This is a genomic window from Streptomyces sp. N50 (genome assembly GCF_033335955.1).
GTDB lineage: Bacteria > Actinomycetota > Actinomycetes > Streptomycetales > Streptomycetaceae > Streptomyces.
This window is the reverse complement of sequence record NZ_CP137549.1, coordinates 322462-343266: the sequence shown is the minus strand read 5'-3', so window position 1 is coordinate 343266 and position 20805 is coordinate 322462. Positions and strand designations below refer to the sequence as shown.

Annotated in this window: 14 protein-coding genes; 8 read left to right on the top strand and 6 right to left on the bottom strand. The window is 71.8% G+C overall.

Features of this window, described 5'->3' with window-relative positions:
- Positions 1 to 110: 110 nt before the first annotated feature.
- The 6 genes from R2B38_RS01560 (at position 111) to R2B38_RS01535 (ending at position 10076) form a co-directional block, all read left to right on the top strand.
- Complete coding sequence (locus tag R2B38_RS01560) at positions 111 to 3281, top strand: AfsR/SARP family transcriptional regulator (RefSeq protein ID WP_318014565.1); 3171 nt, start codon at positions 111 to 113, stop codon at positions 3279 to 3281.
- Between the two features lie 127 nt (positions 3282 to 3408).
- Positions 3409 to 4341, top strand: coding sequence for a catalase family peroxidase (locus tag R2B38_RS01555; RefSeq protein ID WP_318014564.1), 933 nt, complete (start codon positions 3409 to 3411; stop codon positions 4339 to 4341).
- 129 nt (positions 4342 to 4470) lie between these two features.
- Complete coding sequence (locus R2B38_RS01550; protein ID WP_318014563.1) at positions 4471 to 5400, top strand: SGNH/GDSL hydrolase family protein; 930 nt, start codon at positions 4471 to 4473, stop codon at positions 5398 to 5400.
- Between the two features lie 330 nt (positions 5401 to 5730).
- A complete protein-coding gene (locus R2B38_RS01545) occupies positions 5731 to 8376 on the top strand; it encodes an AfsR/SARP family transcriptional regulator (RefSeq protein ID WP_318021566.1) in 2646 nt (881 codons plus the stop codon).
- 114 nt (positions 8377 to 8490) lie between these two features.
- Complete coding sequence (locus R2B38_RS01540) at positions 8491 to 9408, top strand: TIGR03619 family F420-dependent LLM class oxidoreductase (RefSeq protein WP_318014562.1); 918 nt, start codon at positions 8491 to 8493, stop codon at positions 9406 to 9408.
- An 8-nt stretch (positions 9409 to 9416) separates the two neighbouring features.
- Positions 9417 to 10076, top strand: a complete 660-nt coding sequence (locus R2B38_RS01535) for a hemerythrin domain-containing protein (RefSeq protein ID WP_318014561.1) — start codon at positions 9417 to 9419, stop codon at positions 10074 to 10076.
- A 2-nt stretch (positions 10077 to 10078) separates the two neighbouring features.
- Here the strand turns inward: R2B38_RS01535 and R2B38_RS01530 are convergent, their stop codons facing one another.
- On the bottom strand, positions 10079 to 11278 hold the full coding sequence (locus tag R2B38_RS01530; RefSeq protein ID WP_318014560.1) for a serine/threonine-protein kinase: 1200 nt from the start codon (positions 11276 to 11278) through the stop codon (positions 10079 to 10081).
- A 254-nt stretch (positions 11279 to 11532) separates the two neighbouring features.
- Between R2B38_RS01530 and R2B38_RS01525 the strand changes: the two genes are divergently transcribed.
- Entirely contained in the window at positions 11533 to 12855 is a 1323-nt protein-coding gene (locus tag R2B38_RS01525; RefSeq protein WP_318014559.1) for a DEAD/DEAH box helicase, read from the top strand.
- Positions 12856 to 12881: 26 nt separating this feature from the next.
- Here R2B38_RS01525 and R2B38_RS01520 read toward each other — a convergent pair whose 3' ends face one another.
- The 5 genes from R2B38_RS01520 to ligA form a co-directional block, all read right to left on the bottom strand.
- Positions 12882 to 14471: an MFS transporter gene (locus tag R2B38_RS01520; RefSeq protein WP_318014558.1), complete on the bottom strand. Its 1590-nt coding sequence runs from the start codon at positions 14469 to 14471 to the stop codon at positions 12882 to 12884.
- Between the two features lie 73 nt (positions 14472 to 14544).
- Positions 14545 to 15897 (bottom strand): alpha/beta hydrolase, encoded by a 1353-nt coding sequence (locus tag R2B38_RS01515; RefSeq protein ID WP_318014557.1) that lies wholly within the window; start codon positions 15895 to 15897, stop codon positions 14545 to 14547.
- 209 nt (positions 15898 to 16106) lie between these two features.
- Positions 16107 to 16967 (bottom strand): PaaX family transcriptional regulator C-terminal domain-containing protein, encoded by an 861-nt coding sequence (locus R2B38_RS01510; RefSeq protein ID WP_033278554.1) that lies wholly within the window; start codon positions 16965 to 16967, stop codon positions 16107 to 16109.
- A gap of 109 nt (positions 16968 to 17076) precedes the next feature.
- Positions 17077 to 17625, bottom strand: coding sequence for a hypothetical protein (locus R2B38_RS01505; RefSeq protein ID WP_318014556.1), 549 nt, complete (start codon positions 17623 to 17625; stop codon positions 17077 to 17079).
- Positions 17626 to 17963: 338 nt separating this feature from the next.
- Complete coding sequence (gene ligA / locus R2B38_RS01500) at positions 17964 to 20051, bottom strand: NAD-dependent DNA ligase LigA (protein WP_318014555.1); 2088 nt, start codon at positions 20049 to 20051, stop codon at positions 17964 to 17966.
- A 239-nt stretch (positions 20052 to 20290) separates the two neighbouring features.
- Here ligA and R2B38_RS01495 point away from each other — a divergent pair, with 239 nt between their 5' ends.
- Entirely contained in the window at positions 20291 to 20647 is a 357-nt protein-coding gene (locus R2B38_RS01495; protein WP_318014554.1) for a DUF4440 domain-containing protein, read from the top strand.
- Positions 20648 to 20805: the final 158 nt, after the last annotated feature.

Sequence of the window (20805 nt, the reverse complement as noted above, 5' to 3'; positions counted from 1 at the left end):
AGTATCCCTTGCGGGTAACCACCGCCTGCCTCGTACGGTCATGGGCATGCTCGGAATACAGGTGGGAAATCCAGGTTTCGGGCATCGGAACCGCCGATGAAGGCTGACACATGAACGACGACGCCCTGCATCTGAGACTGCTCGGCCGCCTGGAGCTGGCCGACGGGAGCGGCGCCGTCGCTCTTCCGGGCGCCGTCTCCCGTGCGATCGTCGCCCGGCTACTGCTGGCCGGGGGATCGGTCGTCCACCGCGACACCCTCATCGACGAACTGTGGGCGGACCGCGAGGCGAAGGACCCGGTCAACGCCCTCCAGGTCCAGGTGACGAAACTCCGCGCGGCCCTCGCGACCAGGGGCCGCGCCGGGCGGCTGCGGTCGCAGTACGGGGGATACCGCTTCGTACTGGCGCCGGAGGACGAACTCGACACGGTCCGCTTCGAGACGACGGTCCGCGAGGGCCGCGAGCACCTGGCGGCCGGGGCGCACCGGCAGGCCGAGGACGTTCTGCGGCGGGGACTCGCCCTGTGGCGGGGCCGCGCCCTGGACGACCTGAAGGGCCGGGTCTTCGACGCCGAGCGCCTGCGCCTGGAGGAACTCCGCCTGGGCGCACAGGAGGACGCGAGCACCGCGGGTCTCGAACTCGGCCGCGCTGCCGAACTGGTCCCCGAACTCACGGCACTTGTGTCCGCCGCGCCACTGAGGGAACGGTCCCGGGCGCGCCTGATGCTCGCGCTCCACCGCTGCGGGCGGCACGCCGAGGCGCTGGACGTGTACGAATCGGGCCGCAGACTCCTGAGGTCCGAGCTGGGCGCCGACCCGTCCCCCGAACTCCGTTCCCTGCACGACGCGATACTCGCGGGCGACCCGCGTCCCGGGACGGCGGCCACGGACCCCGTACGGCTGTCCTCGGCCCACCCCGATCCCCGCCCGGCGGACCGTCCCGCTTCCCGTCCGACGCCCGGCGAAGGCGGTCCCGACCACCCCCTCGGCCCGTTCGTCGGCCGCGCCGAGGAGCTCGACGGGTTGCGCGCGGCCCTCGGCCGCGAGCGGTTGGTGACCGTCGTAGGACCCGGCGGTGTCGGGAAGACCCGTCTCGCGCTTGAGGCGTGTGTGCTGACGCGGCCCGCGTACGACGGTGTGTGGTGGGTCGATCTGGCGGCGGCCGACGGCGCGGGTGTCCTCGCGGCGATCGCCGGAGCCCTGGGTCTGTCGGACGCCTCGGTCCGGCCCGATCAGCCGCCGCACGACTATGTGCGCCGGCTCACCTCGTTCCTGGCCGGACGCCGGGCGATGCTCGTACTCGACAACTGCGAGCATCTGCTCGACGCGGTCGCCCCGCTCGTGGCGGTCCTGCTCGGCCGGTGCCCCGCACTCACCGTCCTGGCAACGAGCAGAGCCCCGCTGGCAGTTGCGGGTGAGACCCTGTATCCCCTGGCGCCGATGCCCGACGGTGAGGCCGCCGACCTGTTCAGCACCCGCGCCCTCATGATCGACCCCTCCTTCGCCGCGGACGATGCGGCCCTGCACGACATCCGCTCGCTCTGCCGCAGGCTCGACGGACTGCCTCTCGCGGTCGAACTCGCCGCCGCGCACGTGCGGTTGCTGCCGGTACGAGAGATCGAACTCCGCCTCGACAACCGCTTCGCCCTGCTGGCCAAGGGCAAACGGACCGCTCCCGCCCGGCACCGCACCCTGCGTGCCGTCCTCGACTGGAGCTACGCCCTCCTGGACGCCACCGAGCAGCGGGTGTTGACGGAACTCGCCCTGTATGTCGGCGGCTGTTCCGTCGAGTTCGCGGAGACGGCGATCTGCCTTCCCGAGGCGGACCGGCACGAGATCCTGCACGTACTGGCCCAACTGGTCGACAAATCCCTCCTGTTCACCGTGTCGACGCCCGACGGAAGCCGGCTGCGGATGCTGGAGACGGTCCGCGAGTACGCGCTGGACCGGCTCCGGGCCGAAGGGAGGGCCGCGAAGGCCGAGGAGTGCTTCATGGCGTGGGCCCTGCGTTTCGTGGAGGAGAGCACCGACGCCAACGCGCCTGGCGACCAAGGGGAGTTGATCCGGCGGCACACCGCGGAGTCCGCCAACATCAGGGCGGCCTCGGACCTCATGATGGCCCGGTCGAGGGCACCTCAGGCCCTGTCGCTGGAGGCACGGCGGGGCAGTTACTGGATCATCAGCGGCCGTGAGGAAGAGGGCATCGACCGTCTCCAGCGCAGTGTGCTGGCCCATGACGGGGCTGCCGCGGAGCCCACCGAAGAGGACGAGCGGGCACTCTTCTACGCCCTCGCGTGGCTGGTCTGGCTCAACCACGTCGTCGGTCGGTACGCGGAGGGCGGCCACTTCATCGACCGGTTCAAGGAAGCCTGGCGCGAGGCGAAGAACCCCGACCTCGCTGTCCTGGGCCCCTGTTACGAGCCGCTCCACGCCATGCTGACCGGGCAGGACGACGTGGCGGACCTCTTCGTACGGGCCGAACAGAGCGTCGCGGGAACCGAGTTCCACTGGGACCGGGCGATCCTCCAGACCAACTGGACGACGTACTGCCTCCAGGTCGGCGACATCGACGGCGCCCGCGGCCACGGCCGGACCGCCGTCGCGGCGGCCGTCGCCTCCGGCGACGACTTCGCCAGGGCGTGCACCCTCACGCTCCGCGGCGACGCGGACGAGAGCGCCGGCCTCCGCGACCGCGCCCGCGCGCACTGGACCGAGGCGGCACGCATCCTCCGTTCCATCGGCGCGCGCGGCCAGTACGCGTACGCCGTGCTCAGGATCGTGTGCCTGGACATCGCGGAGGGCGCGGTCGAGAGAGCCGAGGACCGGCTCTCGGAGGTGGTCCGCCTCGCGGACGAACTGAGCGCGGACGACCTCCGAGCGGCGGCGGCCATCCTGCGCGGAACCCTGGCGTTCTACGGAGGCCGCTTCGAGGACGCGCGGACGATCTTCGCCGCCGTCTGGGACAGCTCTACGGCGCCGCTCGACCGCCGGGCGATGGCCGCCGTGGGCCTGGTGGCGGTGACGACGTTCGGCCCGCCCACCCCGTCGGCGTCCGGTGACGCGCGGCTGTGGATGGAGCGCGCCGGGGAAGCGCTCGACCGGGTACGCGAGCCACTCGCCCGCCGAGCGGTGGGCGCCCTGCTGGACAAGCTGGACGCCTACTTCACGTCCGGTCCCAGCGGTGCGATCGGGACGGACCGTGTGCGGGCCTGGCTCTCCGACAACCCTTCCCTGCTCGCCGGTTTCACCGGAGTGCTGAACGGCCCGGGCCGGCATCGCTGATCCGCGAAGTCCCGTACCCGCACTGCTTTCGATCGTGGCAACTGATTCCGGCGACGGGTGAACCGGGCCCCGGAGCGGCTCGTAGACCGCAACGACCCCGTGATCGGTTCGTCCTCTAAGGAATGCCATGTCAAGCAGTACCGCAGATCAGACCCTGGCCGTCCGGGTCGTCGACAGCATGGAGCGGATGAGCGGGAGGCATCCCGGATACCGCCGGTCCAGTGCCCGGGGGGCCGGTTTCCGGGCCACCTTCACGCCCAGCGGGGCCGCGGCAGCGCTGACCACCGCCGCGCATCTGCAGACGCGGCCGGTTCCGGCGACCGTACGGTTCTCGAACTCCGAGGGAGATCCGCGCACGCCCGACACCGCTCCGGTGACCCGCGGCCTGGCCGTCCGCTTCCACCTGTACGACGGCGGTGACACCGACCTCGTCGCCCTCAGCGTCCCCCGGTTCGTCGCCTCGACGCCCAGGGAGTTCCTGGAGCTCACCGAGGCCCTGCGCCCCGACCCCGTGACCCACCGGCCGGACCTGGCCCGGGTGCACGCGTTCGTCGGTGCCCATCCGCACCTGGCGGAAGCCGTGGCGCAGCAGCCGCCCATACCCGTCAGCTACGCCACCGCCGCCTACTGGGCCATCCACGCCTTCATCTGGGTCGACGCGGACGGCGCCAGACGGCCCGTGCGGTACCGCTGGGAACCGGAGGCCGGACGCGCCGAACTCGCCGCCGCCGACGCCGCCACCCGCACCGCCCACTTCCTCACCGACGAGCTGCACCAGCGCCTGGAACGCGCACCGGTCGCGTTCGACCTGCGGATCCAGCTCGCCGAACCCGACGACCCCACCCACGACCCCAGCACCGTCTGGCCCGATCACCGCAGGGAGTTCACCGCCGGGCGACTGGAGATCACCGCACCCGCCGACGACCAGGACCACGGGAACGCGCAGGCTTTCAACCCCACCCGTGTCACCACCGGCATCCAGCTCTCCGACGACCCTGTCCTCGCCTTCCGGGCCCACGCCTACGCCGAGTCCCACCTCCGGCGCAGCCACAACCAATAGGGCACCGACCTCAGCGGTGAACCTCCTTGGTGCGCGGGCCGTTTGACGTCACGACCGCACAACGCCCCCGCGTCTGACGCCTGTTGGCCGAGTGACTCGACAAGTACCGCGCGGGGGCCCGACGAATGGATGGACTTGAACAGCGAACAGACCAAGGGCACTTCGGGCCGGCGCGGCCTGTTGCGCGGCGCCACGGTGGCGTGTTGCGCGATGGCCCTGTCCGCCGCAGGGGCGACAGCGGCGAGTGCCGCCCCGATATCCACCGCGCGTACGCCCGTCAACTACGTTGCGCTGGGCGACTCCTACGCCTCCGGCCCCGGTATCCCGACCCAGGTCGACGCCACGTGTGCGCGGTCCGACCAGAACTACCCGTCCCTCCTCGCGGCAGCGCGGAACTGGCGGCTGACCGACGTCAGTTGCTCGGGCGCGACCACAACGGCCCTGGCCGGACCGCAGGGTTCGCAGGCGCCGCAACTGGACGCACTCGGCGCCGACACGGACGTGGTGACCCTGACCATCGGCGGCAACGACCTCGGCTTCTCCAGCAACCTGGCCACCTGCGCCCAACTGACGTCGAAGGACCCGACGGGCAACCCGTGCCAGACCTTCTTCACGAGCGACGGCACCGACAAGCTGGCGCAGCGCGTCGACGACATCGCTCCCAGGATCACCGCCGCGCTGGACGCCGTGCGGCAGCGGGCTCCGTACGCCGAGGTCCTGGTGGTCGGCTATCCCGACCTGTTCCCGGACGACGGGGTCGGCTGCACCAGCTCCGCCGTACCGCTCGCCGCCGGTGACTTCGCCTATCTGCGGGACACCGAGAAGAAGCTCAACGCGATGCTCGCCGACCGGGCGGCGGCGAACGGCGCGCGCTACGTCGACACCTACACCCCGACCGTCGGACACGACATGTGCGAGCCGGCCGGCGAGCGCTGGATCGAACCCCTGGTCGCGCCGGCCCCGACCGCGCCCGCCCACCCCAACGCCCAGGGCCAGCGGGCCATGGCCGCCACGGTGGAGCGGGCCGTCCGCTGCGGCGCGCACCGGCTCGTTCTCTGAGGCTTTCCCGAACATGGTGCCGCAGTGGGCTGAAAGGCTTTGTCGGGGGTACTCGGCTTTCTGCGGCACCCAGGGGGCGCCGCTCCTCAAAGGAAAGAGAAACCCGTGTACATAGGTATCGGTACCGTCGTCGTCATCATTGTCATCGTCCTTGTCGTCATGATGCTGCGCCGCGGCTGACCCGTGCCCCTCGTACGGCACGGGCAGCACGGCCGGCCATGACCACAGCCCGCCCTGGATTCCCTTTCGCGGATCTCCGGGCGGGCATGGTCACGACCGGCGCCGGTACGACTTCCGCTTTGTTCCGCCACTAGACTCCGTCAAGTGGCAATGGCGGTGGACGGTTACGAATTCGGGCTGCTGGGGCCATTGAGCGGTCGGCACGGTGGGCGTGTGCTGGATCTCGGCAGCCCGTTGCAGCGCGCGGTTCTGGTCCGGCTGCTCCTCGGAGAAGGACGCCAGTGCGGCCTCGACCACCTCATCGACGCGCTGTGGGAAGAGCCGCCCGGCAACGCGGTGCGCTCGGTGCAGACGTACGTCTACCGCATCCGCCTCTCGCTGGGCGAGGAACGGTCCCGCCTGGAGACCACCCAGGGCGGATACCAACTCGGCATCCCGGAAGAGGCAGTTGACGCGCTGCGCTTCGAGCGGCTCGTCCGCGAGGGCGAGGAACTGCGCGCCGCACGGCGGACCGCCCCCGCCCTGCGCGCGTTCGACGCCGCGCTCGCGCTGTGGTCGGGCGAGCCGCTGTCCGGCGTACCCGGCCCCTACGCCCGCCGCCACCGCGGCCGTTTCGTCGATCTCCGGCTCAACGCCCAGGTGGCGCGGCTGAGTTGCGCAGACGAACTGGGCGACCACGCCCGCGTGGCGACAGAACTGATCTCCCTGATCGCCGACCATCCGCTGCGCGAGGACCTGTACGCGCTGCGCATGCGAGCGCTGTACCGCGCCGGACGGACGGCCGAGGCCCTGGCCGTCCACGCCGAGGCCCGCGAGACCCTGGTGGCCGAACTGGGCATGGATCCCGGGCCGGAACTGCGTGAGTTGCAGACCCGCATCCTCAGCGGCACCGAGCCGGACGCCGTCGAGCCGCGCCCCGAGGGGCAACTCGCCGGTGCCGCGCCGTCGTTCGGTGCCACTGCCTCGACCGGTCCTACGGCTCCTACGGCATCGACCGATGCCACAGCCTCCGCCGTCGCTTCCGACCCGTCGGCGACCACACGGATCGAGGAGGCGCCGGCCCGCGTCCGCCCCCAGCAACTCCCCCCGGCACCCGGCGACTTCGTCGGCCGGGAGCGGCTGCTGGAGCGGCTCCGGCTCGCCTTGCGGCCCAGCGGGGAAGCGGTCGCGCTCGCGGTGCTCAGCGGGATCGGCGGCGTGGGGAAGACCGCGCTCGCGCTGCGCGTCGCCCACGGCATCCGCGGCGACTATCCGGACGGGCAGCTCTATGTGGACCTGCGGGGCGACGGGGGTCAACCCGCCGACCCCGCCGACGTGTTGGTCGACTTCCTCCTCGCGCTCGGCACGCCCGCCGCCGGCATCCCCGCGACGCCCACCGCCCGCGCCGGCGCCTATCGCACCCTGACCGCGGACCGCCGGATCCTGGTGCTTCTGGACAACGCGTCCGACACCGCCCAGGTGACCCCGCTGCTCCCGGGCACCCCCGGCAACGCCGCGCTGATCACGTCCCGGCACCGGTCGCTCGTACCGCCGGGCGCGACGCGTTTCGAGGTGCCGGTGCCCGATCAGCGGGAGGCGGTGGCCATGCTGGGCCGGTTCACCGGCGACGCCGAGATCGCCGCCGCCCCGGAACTCGCGCTCGAACTGGTCCACGCCTGCGGGCAGTTGCCGTTGGCGCTGCGCATCATCGGCGCCCGTACGGCGGCCCGTCCCGGACGCGGGCTCGGCGCGCAGCTGCTGCGGCTGCGCGCCGAGGAACGGCGGCTCGACGAGCTGCGGGCCGGAGACATGTCGGTGGAGGCCACCTTCCAGGTCGGATACCGCGCCCTCGCCCCCGACCGGGCCCGGGCGATGCGCCTGTGCGCGCTGCTCGACGCCGCCGACTTCCCGGTCGCCGTCGCCGCGGTCCTGCTCGACCAGCCGGAACACGAGACCGAGGAGCAGCTGGAGCACCTGGTGGAGGCCGGTCTGCTCGAACCGCATTCGGCCGACCGTTACCGGTTCCACGATCTGGTACGGGCGTTCGCCGCCCGGCGGGCCGAGCGCGAGGACGCCGTAACGGACCGCGAGGCGGCGCTGGTGCGGCTGACGATGTTCCTGCACGCCACCCTGCTCCAGGCCATGAGCGCGACCGAGCAGGCCGGTTCGCTCAGCATCCATCTCTTCTCCGTGCCGCTGACCGGGCTGCGGTTCGCCGACGCCGAGGAGGCGCGCACCTGGCTGCTGGCCGAACACACGCTGCTGGTCTCGGTGTTCGCCCGGGTGCTGCGCGACATCCCCGGCGCCTCGACGATCGTCGTCGCCGCGCTGTCGGTGATCGCGTCGAGCGGACTCTTCGCCGGGCCCGCGCACCAGCGGGAACTGGAACGGATCACGGACCAGGCGGTCGCGACCGTCGAACGGGGCGACGACCTGGCGCTGAAGGCACAGATCCGGCACATCCGGGCCTGGCTCGCCTTCATCCGCGGTGATCTCACGGCGGCGGAGACCGATCTGCGCGAGGCGATCCGGCGGCTGCGCGACGGCGCCGACCCGCTGACATTCTTCATGGCCACCCGGCTGCTGTCGGTCGTGCTGGTGGACCAGGGGCGGACCCCGGAGGCCGTCATGTTCTTCGCCGAGTCGGAGACCGTCGCCGGAGCGGAGGACGATCCGAACAGCCCCGCCTACTTCCTCCAGCAGGTGGCCCGCCTGTACACCGCGCTGAGCTCGGACCGGGCCGAGGTGGACATCGCCGCGGCCCGGCATGTGTACGAGGTGAGTGACAGCCTGCGGCGGGAAGCGGCGAAGCGCTGAGGCCGTCCGTCCGCCGACCGGTTCCGCGTTCACGTGCCGTTGATCGTCTGTCGATCCGTATCCCGGAGGGTGATCCGAGAACGGACCGCAGACCTCCTCGAACAGGTGACAGACATGCTCAAAATCGGCCTGGGCGCTCCCCAGTACGGGTCGTTCACCGACCCCGCCACGATCTCCGGGTTCGCCTCCGCCGTCGAAGCGATCGGCTACGACAGCCTGTGGGTCGGCGACCGGGCCCTGGTGCCGACGCAGCCCCGTGACCCGTATCCGGGCGGTGGTCCGGTACCGGAGGAGTACCGCACCTTCCTGGACCCCGTCGCCACGCTGTCCTTCCTGGCCCACGCCACCCGACGGCTGCGCCTGGGGACCAGCACGCTGAACGCGCCTTTCTACTCCCCGCTCCTGCTGGCCCGTTCACTGACGTCCGTCGACATCCTCAGCGGGGGACGGCTCGACATCGGGTTCGGGCTCGGCTGGTCGTCCGACGAGTACGAGGCCATCGGCGTCCCGTGGCGGGGGCGCGGGGCCCGCCTGGAGGAGATCCTGGATGTCCTGGACCACGTCTGGTCCGGTTCGTCGGCCGAGCACAGGGGCGCTCTGTGGACGATCCCGAGCGCGCACATCGGCACGCTCCCCGTGCAGCGCCCCCGCCCGCCGGTCCTCCTGGGCGGCTTCACCCCGGCCACGCTGGAACGCATCGGCCGACGCGCGGACGGCTGGGCGGGCGTGGCACTTCCGGTGCCTCAACTCGCCTACGTCATCAGCCAGATCAGGCAGATCGCGGAGGCCAACGGACGTGACCCCGAGGCCCTGCGCACCGTGGTCCGGGTGAACCCCGTGGTGACGGCCGAGGCCGCGCCGGGCGACGCGGTCCCGCACCGGGGAACGGTCGTACAGGTCTCGGACTACCTGCTCGCCGCCCACGCGGCCGGTGCCGACGAGGTGCTCATCGACCTGCAGCAGACCGCGCGGGACGCGGACGAACTGACGGACCTGGCACACCGTTTCCACGACCAGCTGAGCAAGGGCTAGGGAGCACCATGTCTGACGTAGTCACCTCGAAGCCGGATGTCCACGACATGGTGGTGGTGCATCGCACCTTCCGCCGATCCTGCGCGGAACTGCCGGAGTTGGTGCGCGGACTGCGGCCCGGCGACACCGCGCGGGCCCAACTGGTCGTGGAGGCGGTGCAGTTCATGCTGATGGGTCTGGAGGCCCACCACGTGAGCGAGGACGAGTTCCTCTGGCCCCGGCTCTCGGAACGGGCGGCGCCGCACGCCGAGGCGATCACGCGTATGGAGGCACAGCACCACCGGCTCGAGGAGTTGGTCACGCTGGTGAGGGACGCGCTGGACGGGCTGGCCGCCGATCCCCGGCCGCCCGTCTGTGAGCAGGTGGCAGCTCAACTCAGCGAGCTGGGCGCGGTGTTGACCGCCCACATGGACGAGGAGGAGAACACCATCCTCCCGCTGGCCGCCGACCATCTGACCGTCGCCGAGTGGGAGGAACTCGGCGAGATCAGCCTGGCCAAACTGGAGAAGAGGCATCTGCTGCGCGCCTTCAGCGCGTTGATGGCGGTGGCGACCCCCGAGGAGCAGCGGGCGATCCTCACCAAGGCGCCACTGCCCGCCCGCGTCCTGTGGCGCCTCACCGGCCGCCGCTCACACGCCCGTTGGGAGGCCCGCCTGCACGGGGCGTGAGCCTACGGCGCGGCCGTGCCGGAACGTGCGCTGCTCGGCGGATCCGTCGGTGTCGTGTCCGCCGAGCTGTGGTCGGGGGAGAACCAGGCCAGGCCGATCAACAGCGCACCGAGGAAGATCGCCACGGCGGCGACCGTGACCAGCGTCTTCGACCGGCGCACGGCGCCGCCGCGGCTTCCTGTCCGCTGCCGGCGCCGGTTCCGGTGGGCCGGAGCGGTGCTGCCGGCGGGGGCGGTCGGGAAGGCGTACGTGGTCACGGAGCCGGGGCCGGAATCAGAGCGGGGAGCCGTGCTCGTCCGGGGCTTCACGCCCGCGTCCCAGGCGGTCACGTTGGGTGTCGGCTCGGGGCGCGGTGCGGCTGCCGGGAGGGGCTCGGGACGCCCCCGCCAGGCGCCGGACGCGAACCACTCGGCCGCCTGGCGTGCCGTAGGGCGGTCCTCGGGGCGCTTGGCCAGCAGGCCGAGCAAATAGTTCTCGAAGGCGGGCGGGAGTCCGACGCCTAGTTCCCGTGGGGGCACGGGGGGTGTGTCGAGGTGGTGGTGGAGGACGGCGATGGCGCTGCCGGCGCGGAACGGCGGTTGTCCGGTGAGGAGTTGGTAGAGCACGCAGCCGAGTGAGTAGACGTCGGACGGCGGTCCCGCGGGCTGGCCCAGGGCGCGCTCGGGCGCGATGTACAGGCTGGTCCCGACGATCTGGCCGGTCGCGGTGAGCGCGCCGTTCGGGTCGTTCATGAAGTGCGCGATGCCGAAGTCGGCGATCTTCACGGACCCGTCGGAGCCGAGGAGAAGGTTGCCGGGCTTGATGTCCCGGTGCACGATGCCCTGGTCGTGCGCCGCGCTGAGCCCCGCGGCCGACTGGGCGGCGATGTGGGCCACGTGCTCGGCCGGCAGGGAGCCCGCCTGGGCGAGCACGTGCGAGAGGCTGTCCCCCTCGACCAGCTCCATCACCAGGTACAGCCGGCCCTCCTGCTCGCCGAAGTCGAGGACACCGACCACATGGGGGTGGCTGAGCCGGCCCGCGGTCTGGGCCTCCAGGCGGAAGCGGGCGGTGGCGGTGGGCTCGGAGTTCTGGGAGTGCAGGAGCTTGACGGCCACCGGTCGGCCGTTCATCTCGTCGTACGCCTGCCAGACCTCGCCCATCGCGCCGCGTCCGATGGTGGTGTTCAGCCGGTACCGGCCCGCTATCAGCACCTGTTGCTTCATCCTCACGCAGTGGAACGACTCGACTGCTGCGGGCCATGTCCCTTTGAGGGAAGGGGTGTTGGTGGGGTGGCGCAGCTGTCACAGCCTACTGGCGGACAGGCGGTCACCGACCGCGATCCCGCACATGCCTCGCGGCGGCGGGCGGGCCGGAGGCGCGCTGGTAAAATGGGGGCACGCTTCGACGCCACCGGGGCCCGTACCGAGGGGTACGGGCCCCGGTGCCGTTGCGGGCACAGGACTGAGGAAGGTTCCCCATGAACGCGAAGCCGCCGGCCGTTTCCTTCGGCGCGCTCGGACTGCCGCCCGAGCTGGTCGGGACGATGACCGGCCTCGGGGTGACGGAGCCGTTCCCGATCCAGGCGGCGACACTGCCCGACGCGCTGGCCGGGCGCGATGTGCTCGGCCGGGCGCGCACCGGTTCCGGCAAGACACTGGCCTTCGGACTCGCGCTGCTCGTACGGCTCACGGGCCGGAGGGCGGAGTCGAAGCGGCCGCTCGCCGTGGTCCTGGTGCCGACCCGGGAGCTCGCGCAGCAGGTCAGCGACGCGCTGGAGCCGTACGCGAAGACGATGGGGGTACGGCTCGCGACGGTGGTCGGCGGGCTGTCGATCAACCGGCAGCAGGCGCAGCTGCGGACCGGCGTCGAGGTGGTCGTCGCGACGCCGGGACGGCTGACCGACCTGGTGTCGCGCCGGGACTGCCTCCTGAACCACGTGCGGATCACCGTGCTGGACGAGGCGGACCAGATGTGCGACCTGGGGTTCCTGCCGCAGGTCTCGGACCTCCTGGCGCAGATCCCGGCCGACGGGCAGCGGCTGCTGTTCTCGGCCACGCTCGACCGTGACGTCGACCAGCTGGTCAAGGACCACCTGCACGACCCGGTGCACGCGTCGGTCGACCAGGCGTCGGGCTCGGTCACGACGATGGAACACCACGTCCTGAACATCCACGCCGCCGACAAGTACGCGACGGCGACCGAGATCGCCGCCCGGGACGGCCGGGTGCTGATGTTCCTGGACACCAAGGCTGCCGTGGACCAGTTCACCCGCCATCTGCGCGCCAGCGGCGTCCGCGCGTCCGCCCTGCACAGCGGCAAGTCGCAGCCCCAACGCACGCACACGCTCGGCCAGTTCAAGGACGGCGAGATCACCGTGCTGGTCGCCACGAACGTCGCCGCCCGGGGCATCCACATCGACGCCCTCGACCTCGTCGTCAACGTCGACCCGCCCGCCGACGCCAAGGACTATCTGCACCGCAGCGGGCGTACGGCGCGTGCCGGCGAGTCCGGACGTGTGGTCACCCTGGTCACCCCCAACCAGCGGCGCGACGTGAACCGGATGATGTCCGACGCCGGTATCCGCCCGATCGTCACCCAGGTCCGCTCCGGCGAGGAGAAGCTGACCGCCATCACCGGCGCCAAGCGCCCGCCGACCGAGACGAAGACCAGCACCGGCAACGCCCCCTTCCGCGGCCTGGGCACCCGCCCGGGCCGGGTCGGCAAGGAGACCCGGAAGACCGCCGAGGCCCGCAAGGCCGCGGAAGCCCGCGCGGCGGCGAGGGTCCGCAAGAGCCGCTGAACCGTGGGGAGTTGGCTTTCTCGGGACTACTCCGGCTGTGCGGCAGCGTCATGTGAGGCCGCATCGCCATCCGGAGTGGCACGGCCCCGGAGCGTGACGAGCGCCAGCAGCGCCGAGCACAGCGCGGCCGTACCGCAGACCACGAAGCCGATCGAGTAGCCGTGGCCGAGGGCGTCCAGCGCGAGCGGATGCAGGTCGGCCAGCTTCGGCGAGGCCGCCGAGGCACCGTTCACCGCGAGCGGCCCGCCTTCTTCCAGTACGGCCGTGCCCGCGCCCTTCAGCGCCGGCGGCAGCGCGGAGTCGTGCAGGGAGCCGGAGAAACTGCTGGCCGCGCGGCTCAGGGCGACGGCGCCGATGACGGCCGGGCCGAGGGTGAAGCCGAAGTCCCGGAGCAGGTTGGTGGTGGCGCTCGCCATGCCGGCCAGATGGGTCGGCACGGTGTTGACGGCCGTCGCGGTGATCGAGGTGACGGTGACCGAGAAGCCCAGGCCGACCAGGCCCAGCGGCACGATCAGCGAGGTGAAGGCGGTGTCGGTGATCGGTAGCGTGGCCGCCAGGTAGTCGCCCGCCGCGATCAACAGCAGCCCGGCGCCCAGGAGCAGCCCCCGTGCGACCGTGCGCAGCAGCCGTTCCGTCAGCGGCAGCATCACCAGCGTGATGCCGTTGAGCAGGACGAACGCCAGGCCTGTTCGCATCGGGGCCTGGTCCTGCACCGGACCGAGCCGGATGCTGACGGAGTAGGCGGTGCCCAGGAAGGCGAACATGCCCACGACGGCCACGACCGAGGCCACCGCGAAGGCACGGTTGCTGAACAGATCCAGGCGCAGGAGCGGGGACTTGGCGTGCTTCTCGGCCAGGACGAAGGCGGCGAGGAACACGGCCGCCAGGACGAAGGCGATGACGATCGAGGGCGAGGCCCAGCCGTCCGTCGGGCCCTGGATGATGGCGTAGAGCAGAGCGAACAGGCCCAGGCCGATGGTCACCTGGCCCGCTATGTCGAGTGAACGGCCTTCCGGAGCACTGGAGTTGACCACGAACAGGGCGCTGACCGCGACGCTCACCACGGCGACGGCGGTGACCACGACGAAGGACCAGCGCCACGAGCCGTAGGTGGCGGTGACGCCGCCGAGCAGCGGGGCGAGGAATCCGCCGGTGGAGAGCAGGGCCGCCCACATCGCGATGACCCGGGCGCGCTGTGCGGGTGAGGTGGTGCCGGCGGCCAGGATGGCCAGCGAGGTCGGGAAGAGGGCGGCGGCGCCGAGGCCCGCGAGGGCCTGCCCGGCCCAGAGCTGGTGGACGCCGGATGCGGTGGCACTGGTCAACTCGCCGACCGCCAGCAGGGCGGCGCCGCCGACCAGCAGCCTCTTACGGCCGAAGAGGTCGCCCAGCAGGCCGAAGGTCAGCTCCAGTACGGCGACCGGGAGCAGGAACGCGTCGGAGATCCAGGTGAGTTGGGAGCCGACCGGGTGCAGGTCGGACTGGAACAGCCCGTTGAGCGTGGCCGGTATGGCGAGGCCGATCTGGGCGAGGCAGACGGCGAGGAGGCCGGCGACCAGGGTGCCGGTGGTCAGTCCGGGGCCGGTGGCGGCGGTCCGGGTGGAGGGTGCGGTCGTCATTGACACGGAGAGCTCCTGGGGCGGGCTGTGAACGGGGAGAGTCGGGAAGAGCCGGGGAGGGAGTGCTCTGGGATCAGCGGGTACCGGTCAGGCGGCTCGGCCGGTAGTCGGTGAAGGCGGCGCCGTCGAGGCCCAACTCATCGGCGCTGCGCTGGAGTTGGGCGGCCGTGGTGGCGTCGCCCCAGTGCCGGGTGTCCAGCCGGTGTTCCACGGCGTGCAGACTGGCGACCACTTCGGCGGTGGTGAAGTTGCAGTGGCTCTGGCGGGACACGTAGGCCTGTCGCAGGAGGTGCGAGTCGCCGGCCGCGCGCACCCGCCCGGCGAACGCCGATTCCTGTTCCACGGGCACCAGTTGGTCGGCGGTGGTGTGGAGGTCCAGGAGGGGAACGGCCAGTCCCTGTCCGGCAGTCGAGGTCCGCTTCAGACGGGCCACCGCGGCCGGGTCGGCGGTGATGTCCGCACCGCGGGTGAGCCGGTTCAGGTCGGTGCGCAGGTCGAGGCCCGCGTCACGGTAGAGCGCCTCGACCTGCTTGACGTGGGCGGACTTGCGGAGCAGCCCGGCGTAGTCGACGCCCTTGTTCCAGGACGTGTTGCCCCCGGCGGACTGCTCCACCGACCAGCGCGCCGGGACGATGAACGAGAGCAGGCCCTGGGCCAGCCACGCGTACTGCTGCTGCTCCTGGCCCGCGAAGTCGCCGCGCGCGGGCGGCAGTTGGCCAGGAGCCCAGTCGGCCAGATTGAGATAGGCGGCGGCGAGGGCGATCCGGGCCCGGCCCGCCGGGGTCTGCTGCGCCGTCTCCACGGCCGTCGTGAGCCGGGCGGCGAGGGCGGCGCCGTCGGCCTGGCCGTCGAGGTTCACCAGGGCATCGGCGTCGGCGGGGTCGAAGAACGTGGCCAGGGTGTACTCGGCGTCCAGCTGGTAGTTGTCCAGATCGACACCGCCCGCCACCAGTCCGCACAGACCGAGCGCACCGTCGACGCGGCCCGCGCCGTCGCGGGCGATCTGGGCGTTGACGAGTCCGCCCATGGACTGGCCCACCGAGATGACGCGGGTCGGTGTGCCGACCTGCGTACGGAACGCGGTGAGCGCGGCGAACTGATCCCGCTCGGCCGAACTGAGCGCCCACATCGAGCCGTTGGGGTCGTAGGAGGACCCGGCGAGGGCGTAACCGGCGGCCAGCAGGGCCTGGCTGACGGCGGGCGAGGGCGCGTCGGCGGCGGTGGTCGGCCCGAAGCCGTGGCTGAACAGCAGCAGGGTGCCGTTCCACTGCTCGGGCGTGTCCGCGATCCAGGTGGCGCCGTCGGCCAGCGTGCCGGAGTAGTGACCGGCGGTGGCGGCGTGGGCGCCGGTCGCCGGGCCGATCAGGGCGGTCGCGAGGGCGGTGGCGCAGGCGGCGGCGAGGGTCGAGAGACGGGGTCGGGGCATGACGGCGGCTCCGCGAGTCAGGGGGACCGAGGGGGAGCGTGCTGGACGTGCGAGGTGGAGCGGGCCAGGCGGTCGAACGAACTGGAAGAGCGGTGCGAATGTAGGGCTCTTTTTTGATGGCCGTCAATAGAGTGACCAATAATGAGGCAGCCGGATCCGCGTGCGGGCGCGCGGGGGCCGGGTGCGGACGCGAGGGGGCCGTACGCGGATCAGTCGAGCGTCAGGGTGTCCAGCAGACGTGCGGCCGCGCGCGCCGCCGGGCGCTCCCAGCGGCTGGCCAGCCCGCGGAAGACGGTCTCCGCCTGCGCGGCGGGCCAGTCTCCGGGAAGATGCTCGGCGGGCAGATGCGGATCCCGTCGTACGAGATCCAACCAGTCGGTGTGCAGCAGGAGTTGACCGGCGAGGTCGTCGCCGGAGGTCGCCGCGGGCAGGGGGTCGGTGCGGTCCCAGCGGTCCAGGAACGCGCGGTACCGGGCGCCGATCGCGGGCACGTCGAAGGCCTGCTCCAGCACCTCGCGGACGTCGGTCGGGGACTCCACCTCGGCCCGGAACACCCGTAGGTACGGTTCCAGGCCGAGCCCCGCCACCATCTCGCGGACGTCGACGGGTGCCGGGGCCACCCACAGGCCGTTCTGCAGCGGACCGAAGCCCGCCCAGATCAGCCGGGACCGCAGATCGTGCCGCTCGCGGCTCCACGCCTCGGGCAGCGAGAAGCCCACCATCGTCCAGCGGCCGTCCCAGTCGCGGTTCACCGCGCCGGTCTGCCAGATGCGGTCCCTGCCGTCCGTCAGCACCTGCACGGCGTGCGGCGTCAGCGCGAAGTACGTCTTCCGTCCCTGGCGGCGACGTTCCAGCAGATCGCGCTTGACCATCCGGTTCAGGGTGGTCCGCACCGCCTCCTCGGTGCTCCCCACCCGCCCGAGAGCGGCGATCACACTGCCCGACGACACGGCGACGGGCCGCCCCAGCACATGAGCACCGAAGAAGGTCAGCATCAGGGACTGGGTGCGCGGCTCGGGTCCGCTCTCGGCGGCGGGCCCGGGGGCGACGTCAACACTGGTCACGGGCACAGCGTAGGCCCGGGGTGGCGGTAGGGAGCCGCTGTTCCGGGAAGTGTGTCGCGTCTGTCACGGCGATCAGCGATCAGCCGAGTGTCCGAGTCGCGGGGTGGCGCGTGGCTCAGAAGGTGAACGCCTCGGTCAGGCGCAAGGTGTAGCCGTCCTCTTCCATCAGGACGACCGTGACGCCGAACGGGGACGGATGGTCCAGTTCGAGGGGAGTGAAGGCGTAGTCGACCGCTGCCTGCACGGGCGGCAGCAGTTTGGCGTCGGGCTGGGGAGCCGGGGTCGGCTGCCACCGGGGTCCGGCGGAGGCCGGGTCCTCGGTGTACGGGAACTGGTGCAGCGTGTGGCCGTCCTTCGTGGCGTGCACCATGTTGAGGCAGGGGGAGAGGCCGTCGGCGGAGAGTTCGCAGGTGGTGGCCACGTCCTGGGTCTCCCAGGCGAGCACGATCTCGTCGGCGTTCGCCGCCGCGGCGATGTTCGACAGCGACGCGATCGCGGTGAGCGCGTCCTCGCCGGACTTGACCGGGCGCAGCCAGATCAGGCCGACCAGCTCACCGCGCACCAGCGGCATGATGACCGGGCGGGGCACGGTGCCTTCGCTGAGACCCGCGACGAACGCGCTCTTCATCGACTCCGTCAGCGCGTCGAACGTACGCGTGTCCATGAACTCCCCATCCGCAGCGGCTGTGTGGCGTCCATTCTGCCCCGGTCGCGGAGTGCGCGAGGTCGCTCCTGGGAGTGAGAGGCGGAGTGAAAGAAGGCCCCGGCTGGACGGGGGAGACCAGCCGGGGCCGTACATGGTGGCGTGCGGAGGGCGGTCGCCTCTCGGCGAGGGGCTCCATGGGGCTTCAGCCGGACGATCGTCCCCATGGGCTATAGGTGAGGCCCGGGGACACTGTCCCCTCCGCAGCCACGTATAGATGAACGGGCCACCTGCCTCAGTTGTTCCCGCTCAGGTCCGGTCGGCGACTGTGAGCTGCGGAACACCCCATGCGGAAGGTCTCAGTTGAGGTAGTCGGCGATCAGGGCCGCGAACTCGTCGGGCGTGGCGAGGCGGATGCCGAGCGTCTCGGCCTTGGTCTGCTTCGAGCCCGCGTTCTCGCCCGCCACGACCAGGGTGGTCTTCTTGGAGACGCTGGAGGAGGAACGGCCGCCGGCGCGCTCGACGAGTTCGTTCATCTCGTTGCGGCTGAGCTTCTCCAGGGGGCCGGTCATCGTGCCGGTGACGACCACCGTCATTCCGGACAGCGGCCCGTCGTCGGCCGTGGCCGCGGCCTCTTCGCTGCCGGCTTCATCCGTGATGGGCGCGGGCGGGGTCGCGCCCGGCTCGGTCATGTTGACACCGGCGGCGACCAGTTTGTCGATGAGCGGGGCGAGTTCGGCCAGCTCGGCCACGATCGACGGGGCCTTCTCCGTGCCGATGCCGTCGACCCGCTGCATCGCTTCCGCGTCTGCGGCACGGATCTCGTCCATGGTCGCGAAGTACCGGGCGATACGGCGGGACATGGAGCGGCCGGTGCCGCGCACCCCGAGCGCGCACAGCACCCGGGACAGCGGCTGCCCCTTGGCCGCGGTGAGCGCGGCGAGGAGGTTGTCGGTGCTGGTCTCGCCCATCCGCTCCAGGCCCAGGAGTTGCTCGCGCGTGAGCGCGAACAGGTCGGCGAGGTCGGCGACCAGGCCGGCGTCGACGAGCTGGACGACGCGGGTGTGGCCCAGGCCCTCGATGTCGAGCTGGTCGCGGCCGGTGGCGTAGGAGAGGGCTGCGACCAGGTGGCAGTTGCGGCCCTGTTCGCAGCGCCAGCGCAGTTCGCTGGTGTCGATGGCGGAGCCGCAGCGCGGGCACACCTCGGGGAACAGGATCGGCTGTTCCTCGCCGGTGCGCAGATGCGCGACCGGGGCCTCGATTCGGGGGATCACGTCACCGGCACGATGGACCATGACGTGGTCGCCCAGGCGCAGGTCGCGGCGGGTGATGTCACCGGGGTTGTGGAGCGTGGCGTAGGTGATGGTCGCGCCGTCGATCTCCACCGGCTCCAGGACCGCGCGCGGGGCGATGATGCCGGTGCGGCCCACGTTCCACTCGACCTCCAGCAGCCGGGTGATCTTCTCCACGGCGGGCAGCTTGTAGGCGATCGCCCAGCGCGGGGCCCGCGTGCCCGACCCGGCGGCCCGCTGGTCGGCGGCGAGGTCGGCCTTGATGACGATCCCGTCGATCCCGAACGGCAGTTGGGCCCGCAGCGCGGCGATCTCCTGGACCCGGGTGAGCACCTCCTCGATCGTGCCGGCGGTGATGCCGGGCACGTCGGTGGTGGCCGTGGTGTTGACCCCGTAGGCCGCCGCTTGCGTCATGAGGTCGCTGTGCGCGAGCTCGACGAGGCGTGTCGCGAGGTCGGATCCGGTGTCGGGGAGGGGCAGCAGGCCGTAGCCGAAGAACGTCATCGGCACCGTGTAGGCGCGCTCCTTGGCGCGCAGGGTGCCCGCGGAGGCGCCGCGCGGGTTGGCGAAGGGCTGGCCGCCGTGCGCGGTGCGGACCTCGTTGCCGTGCTCGAACTGGGCGGTGGTCATGAGGACTTCGCCCCGTACTTCTACGGTGACCGGCTCGGCCAGCTCCTGCGGCAGGCCCTCGATGGTGCCGATCGCGTGGGAGACGTCCTCCCCGGCCGTGCCGTCACCGCGGGTGATGAGCCGGGTGAGGCGGCCGCGCGTGTACCGGGCCGCGATCGCCAGGCCGTCCAGCTTCGGCTCCACGCTGAACCGCGTGACCTCGTGGTCGATTCTTCGTGCCAGCGAGGCCGTCCAGGTGGTGAACTCCTCCGCCGAGAACACGTTGTCCAGGCTCAGCATCGCCACCGTGTGCGGGACATCGCCCTCGACCGCGCCACCGGCCACCTTCCCGGTGGGGGAGTCGGGCAGCACCTGCTCGGGATTCTCGGCCTCCCACGCGGCGATGCCGCGCACCAGCCGGTCGTAGGAGTCGTCGTCCAGCGCGGAGGTGCCACCGGCGTAATAGGCGGCCGACGCCTTCACCGCGTCCTCGACCGCCTGCGCGTAGGCGGCGGCATCCACGATCACAGCTGCAGGAGTTGTCATGACTCTCATCCTGCCTGCCACCACTGACAATGCCCCTGGCCCGACGCCCGGCAGCTGGGCGATGTCGCCGCCCCGGTCCATCAGGTTCGCGGTGCCGCCGAACTGGTCGGTGTGCCGGAGCGGGCGCCGGTGTCTGACGGCGCGGGGCGGGCTTCGGAGTTCGGTGGGGCGGCTCCGCCCCGGCGAGCACACCCGCCCGCCCGGGTGGCGCGCCCGCCGATCTGGCCGACGTGTGGGCGGTGATCACGGGCAGGTACGAGGGCTGTACGGCCGATGACCGCGACCGCATCGACGCCTTCCTCGACCCCGAGGCCACCCTCTGGGACTCGGCGACCCCCGAACTCATCTGTGGCAGGGCGGAGTTGAACCGCGTCCGGGACGCCCGCCCCACGCCGGACGACGGTCCCGCCGAGACCGGCCTCACGGCGTACGGCCAAGTCGTGGACGTCTTCGGGGACTTGGCCGTGGCCCGATACCGGCTGCGGGTCGACTTCCGTGCGGCCCCGCCGGAGTTGGCGCGCAACACCGCGGTCCTGCGCCGTGCGCACCCCGAGGGGCACTGGCTCGTCGTGCGTCTGCACGAGGACATCCAGTGAATGGGGTGACGGGTGAGGCGCGGGGGTCTGTTCCCTCTACTATGTCGGGGTCCGGTCCGGGCGTGTCGTCCGAGGACTGGTGTCGCATCCCCGCACCCCCGCTGGGCAACGGGGTTGGAGCCCAGCCGAGTTGACCTCACGGTGGATCCGGTGACTGT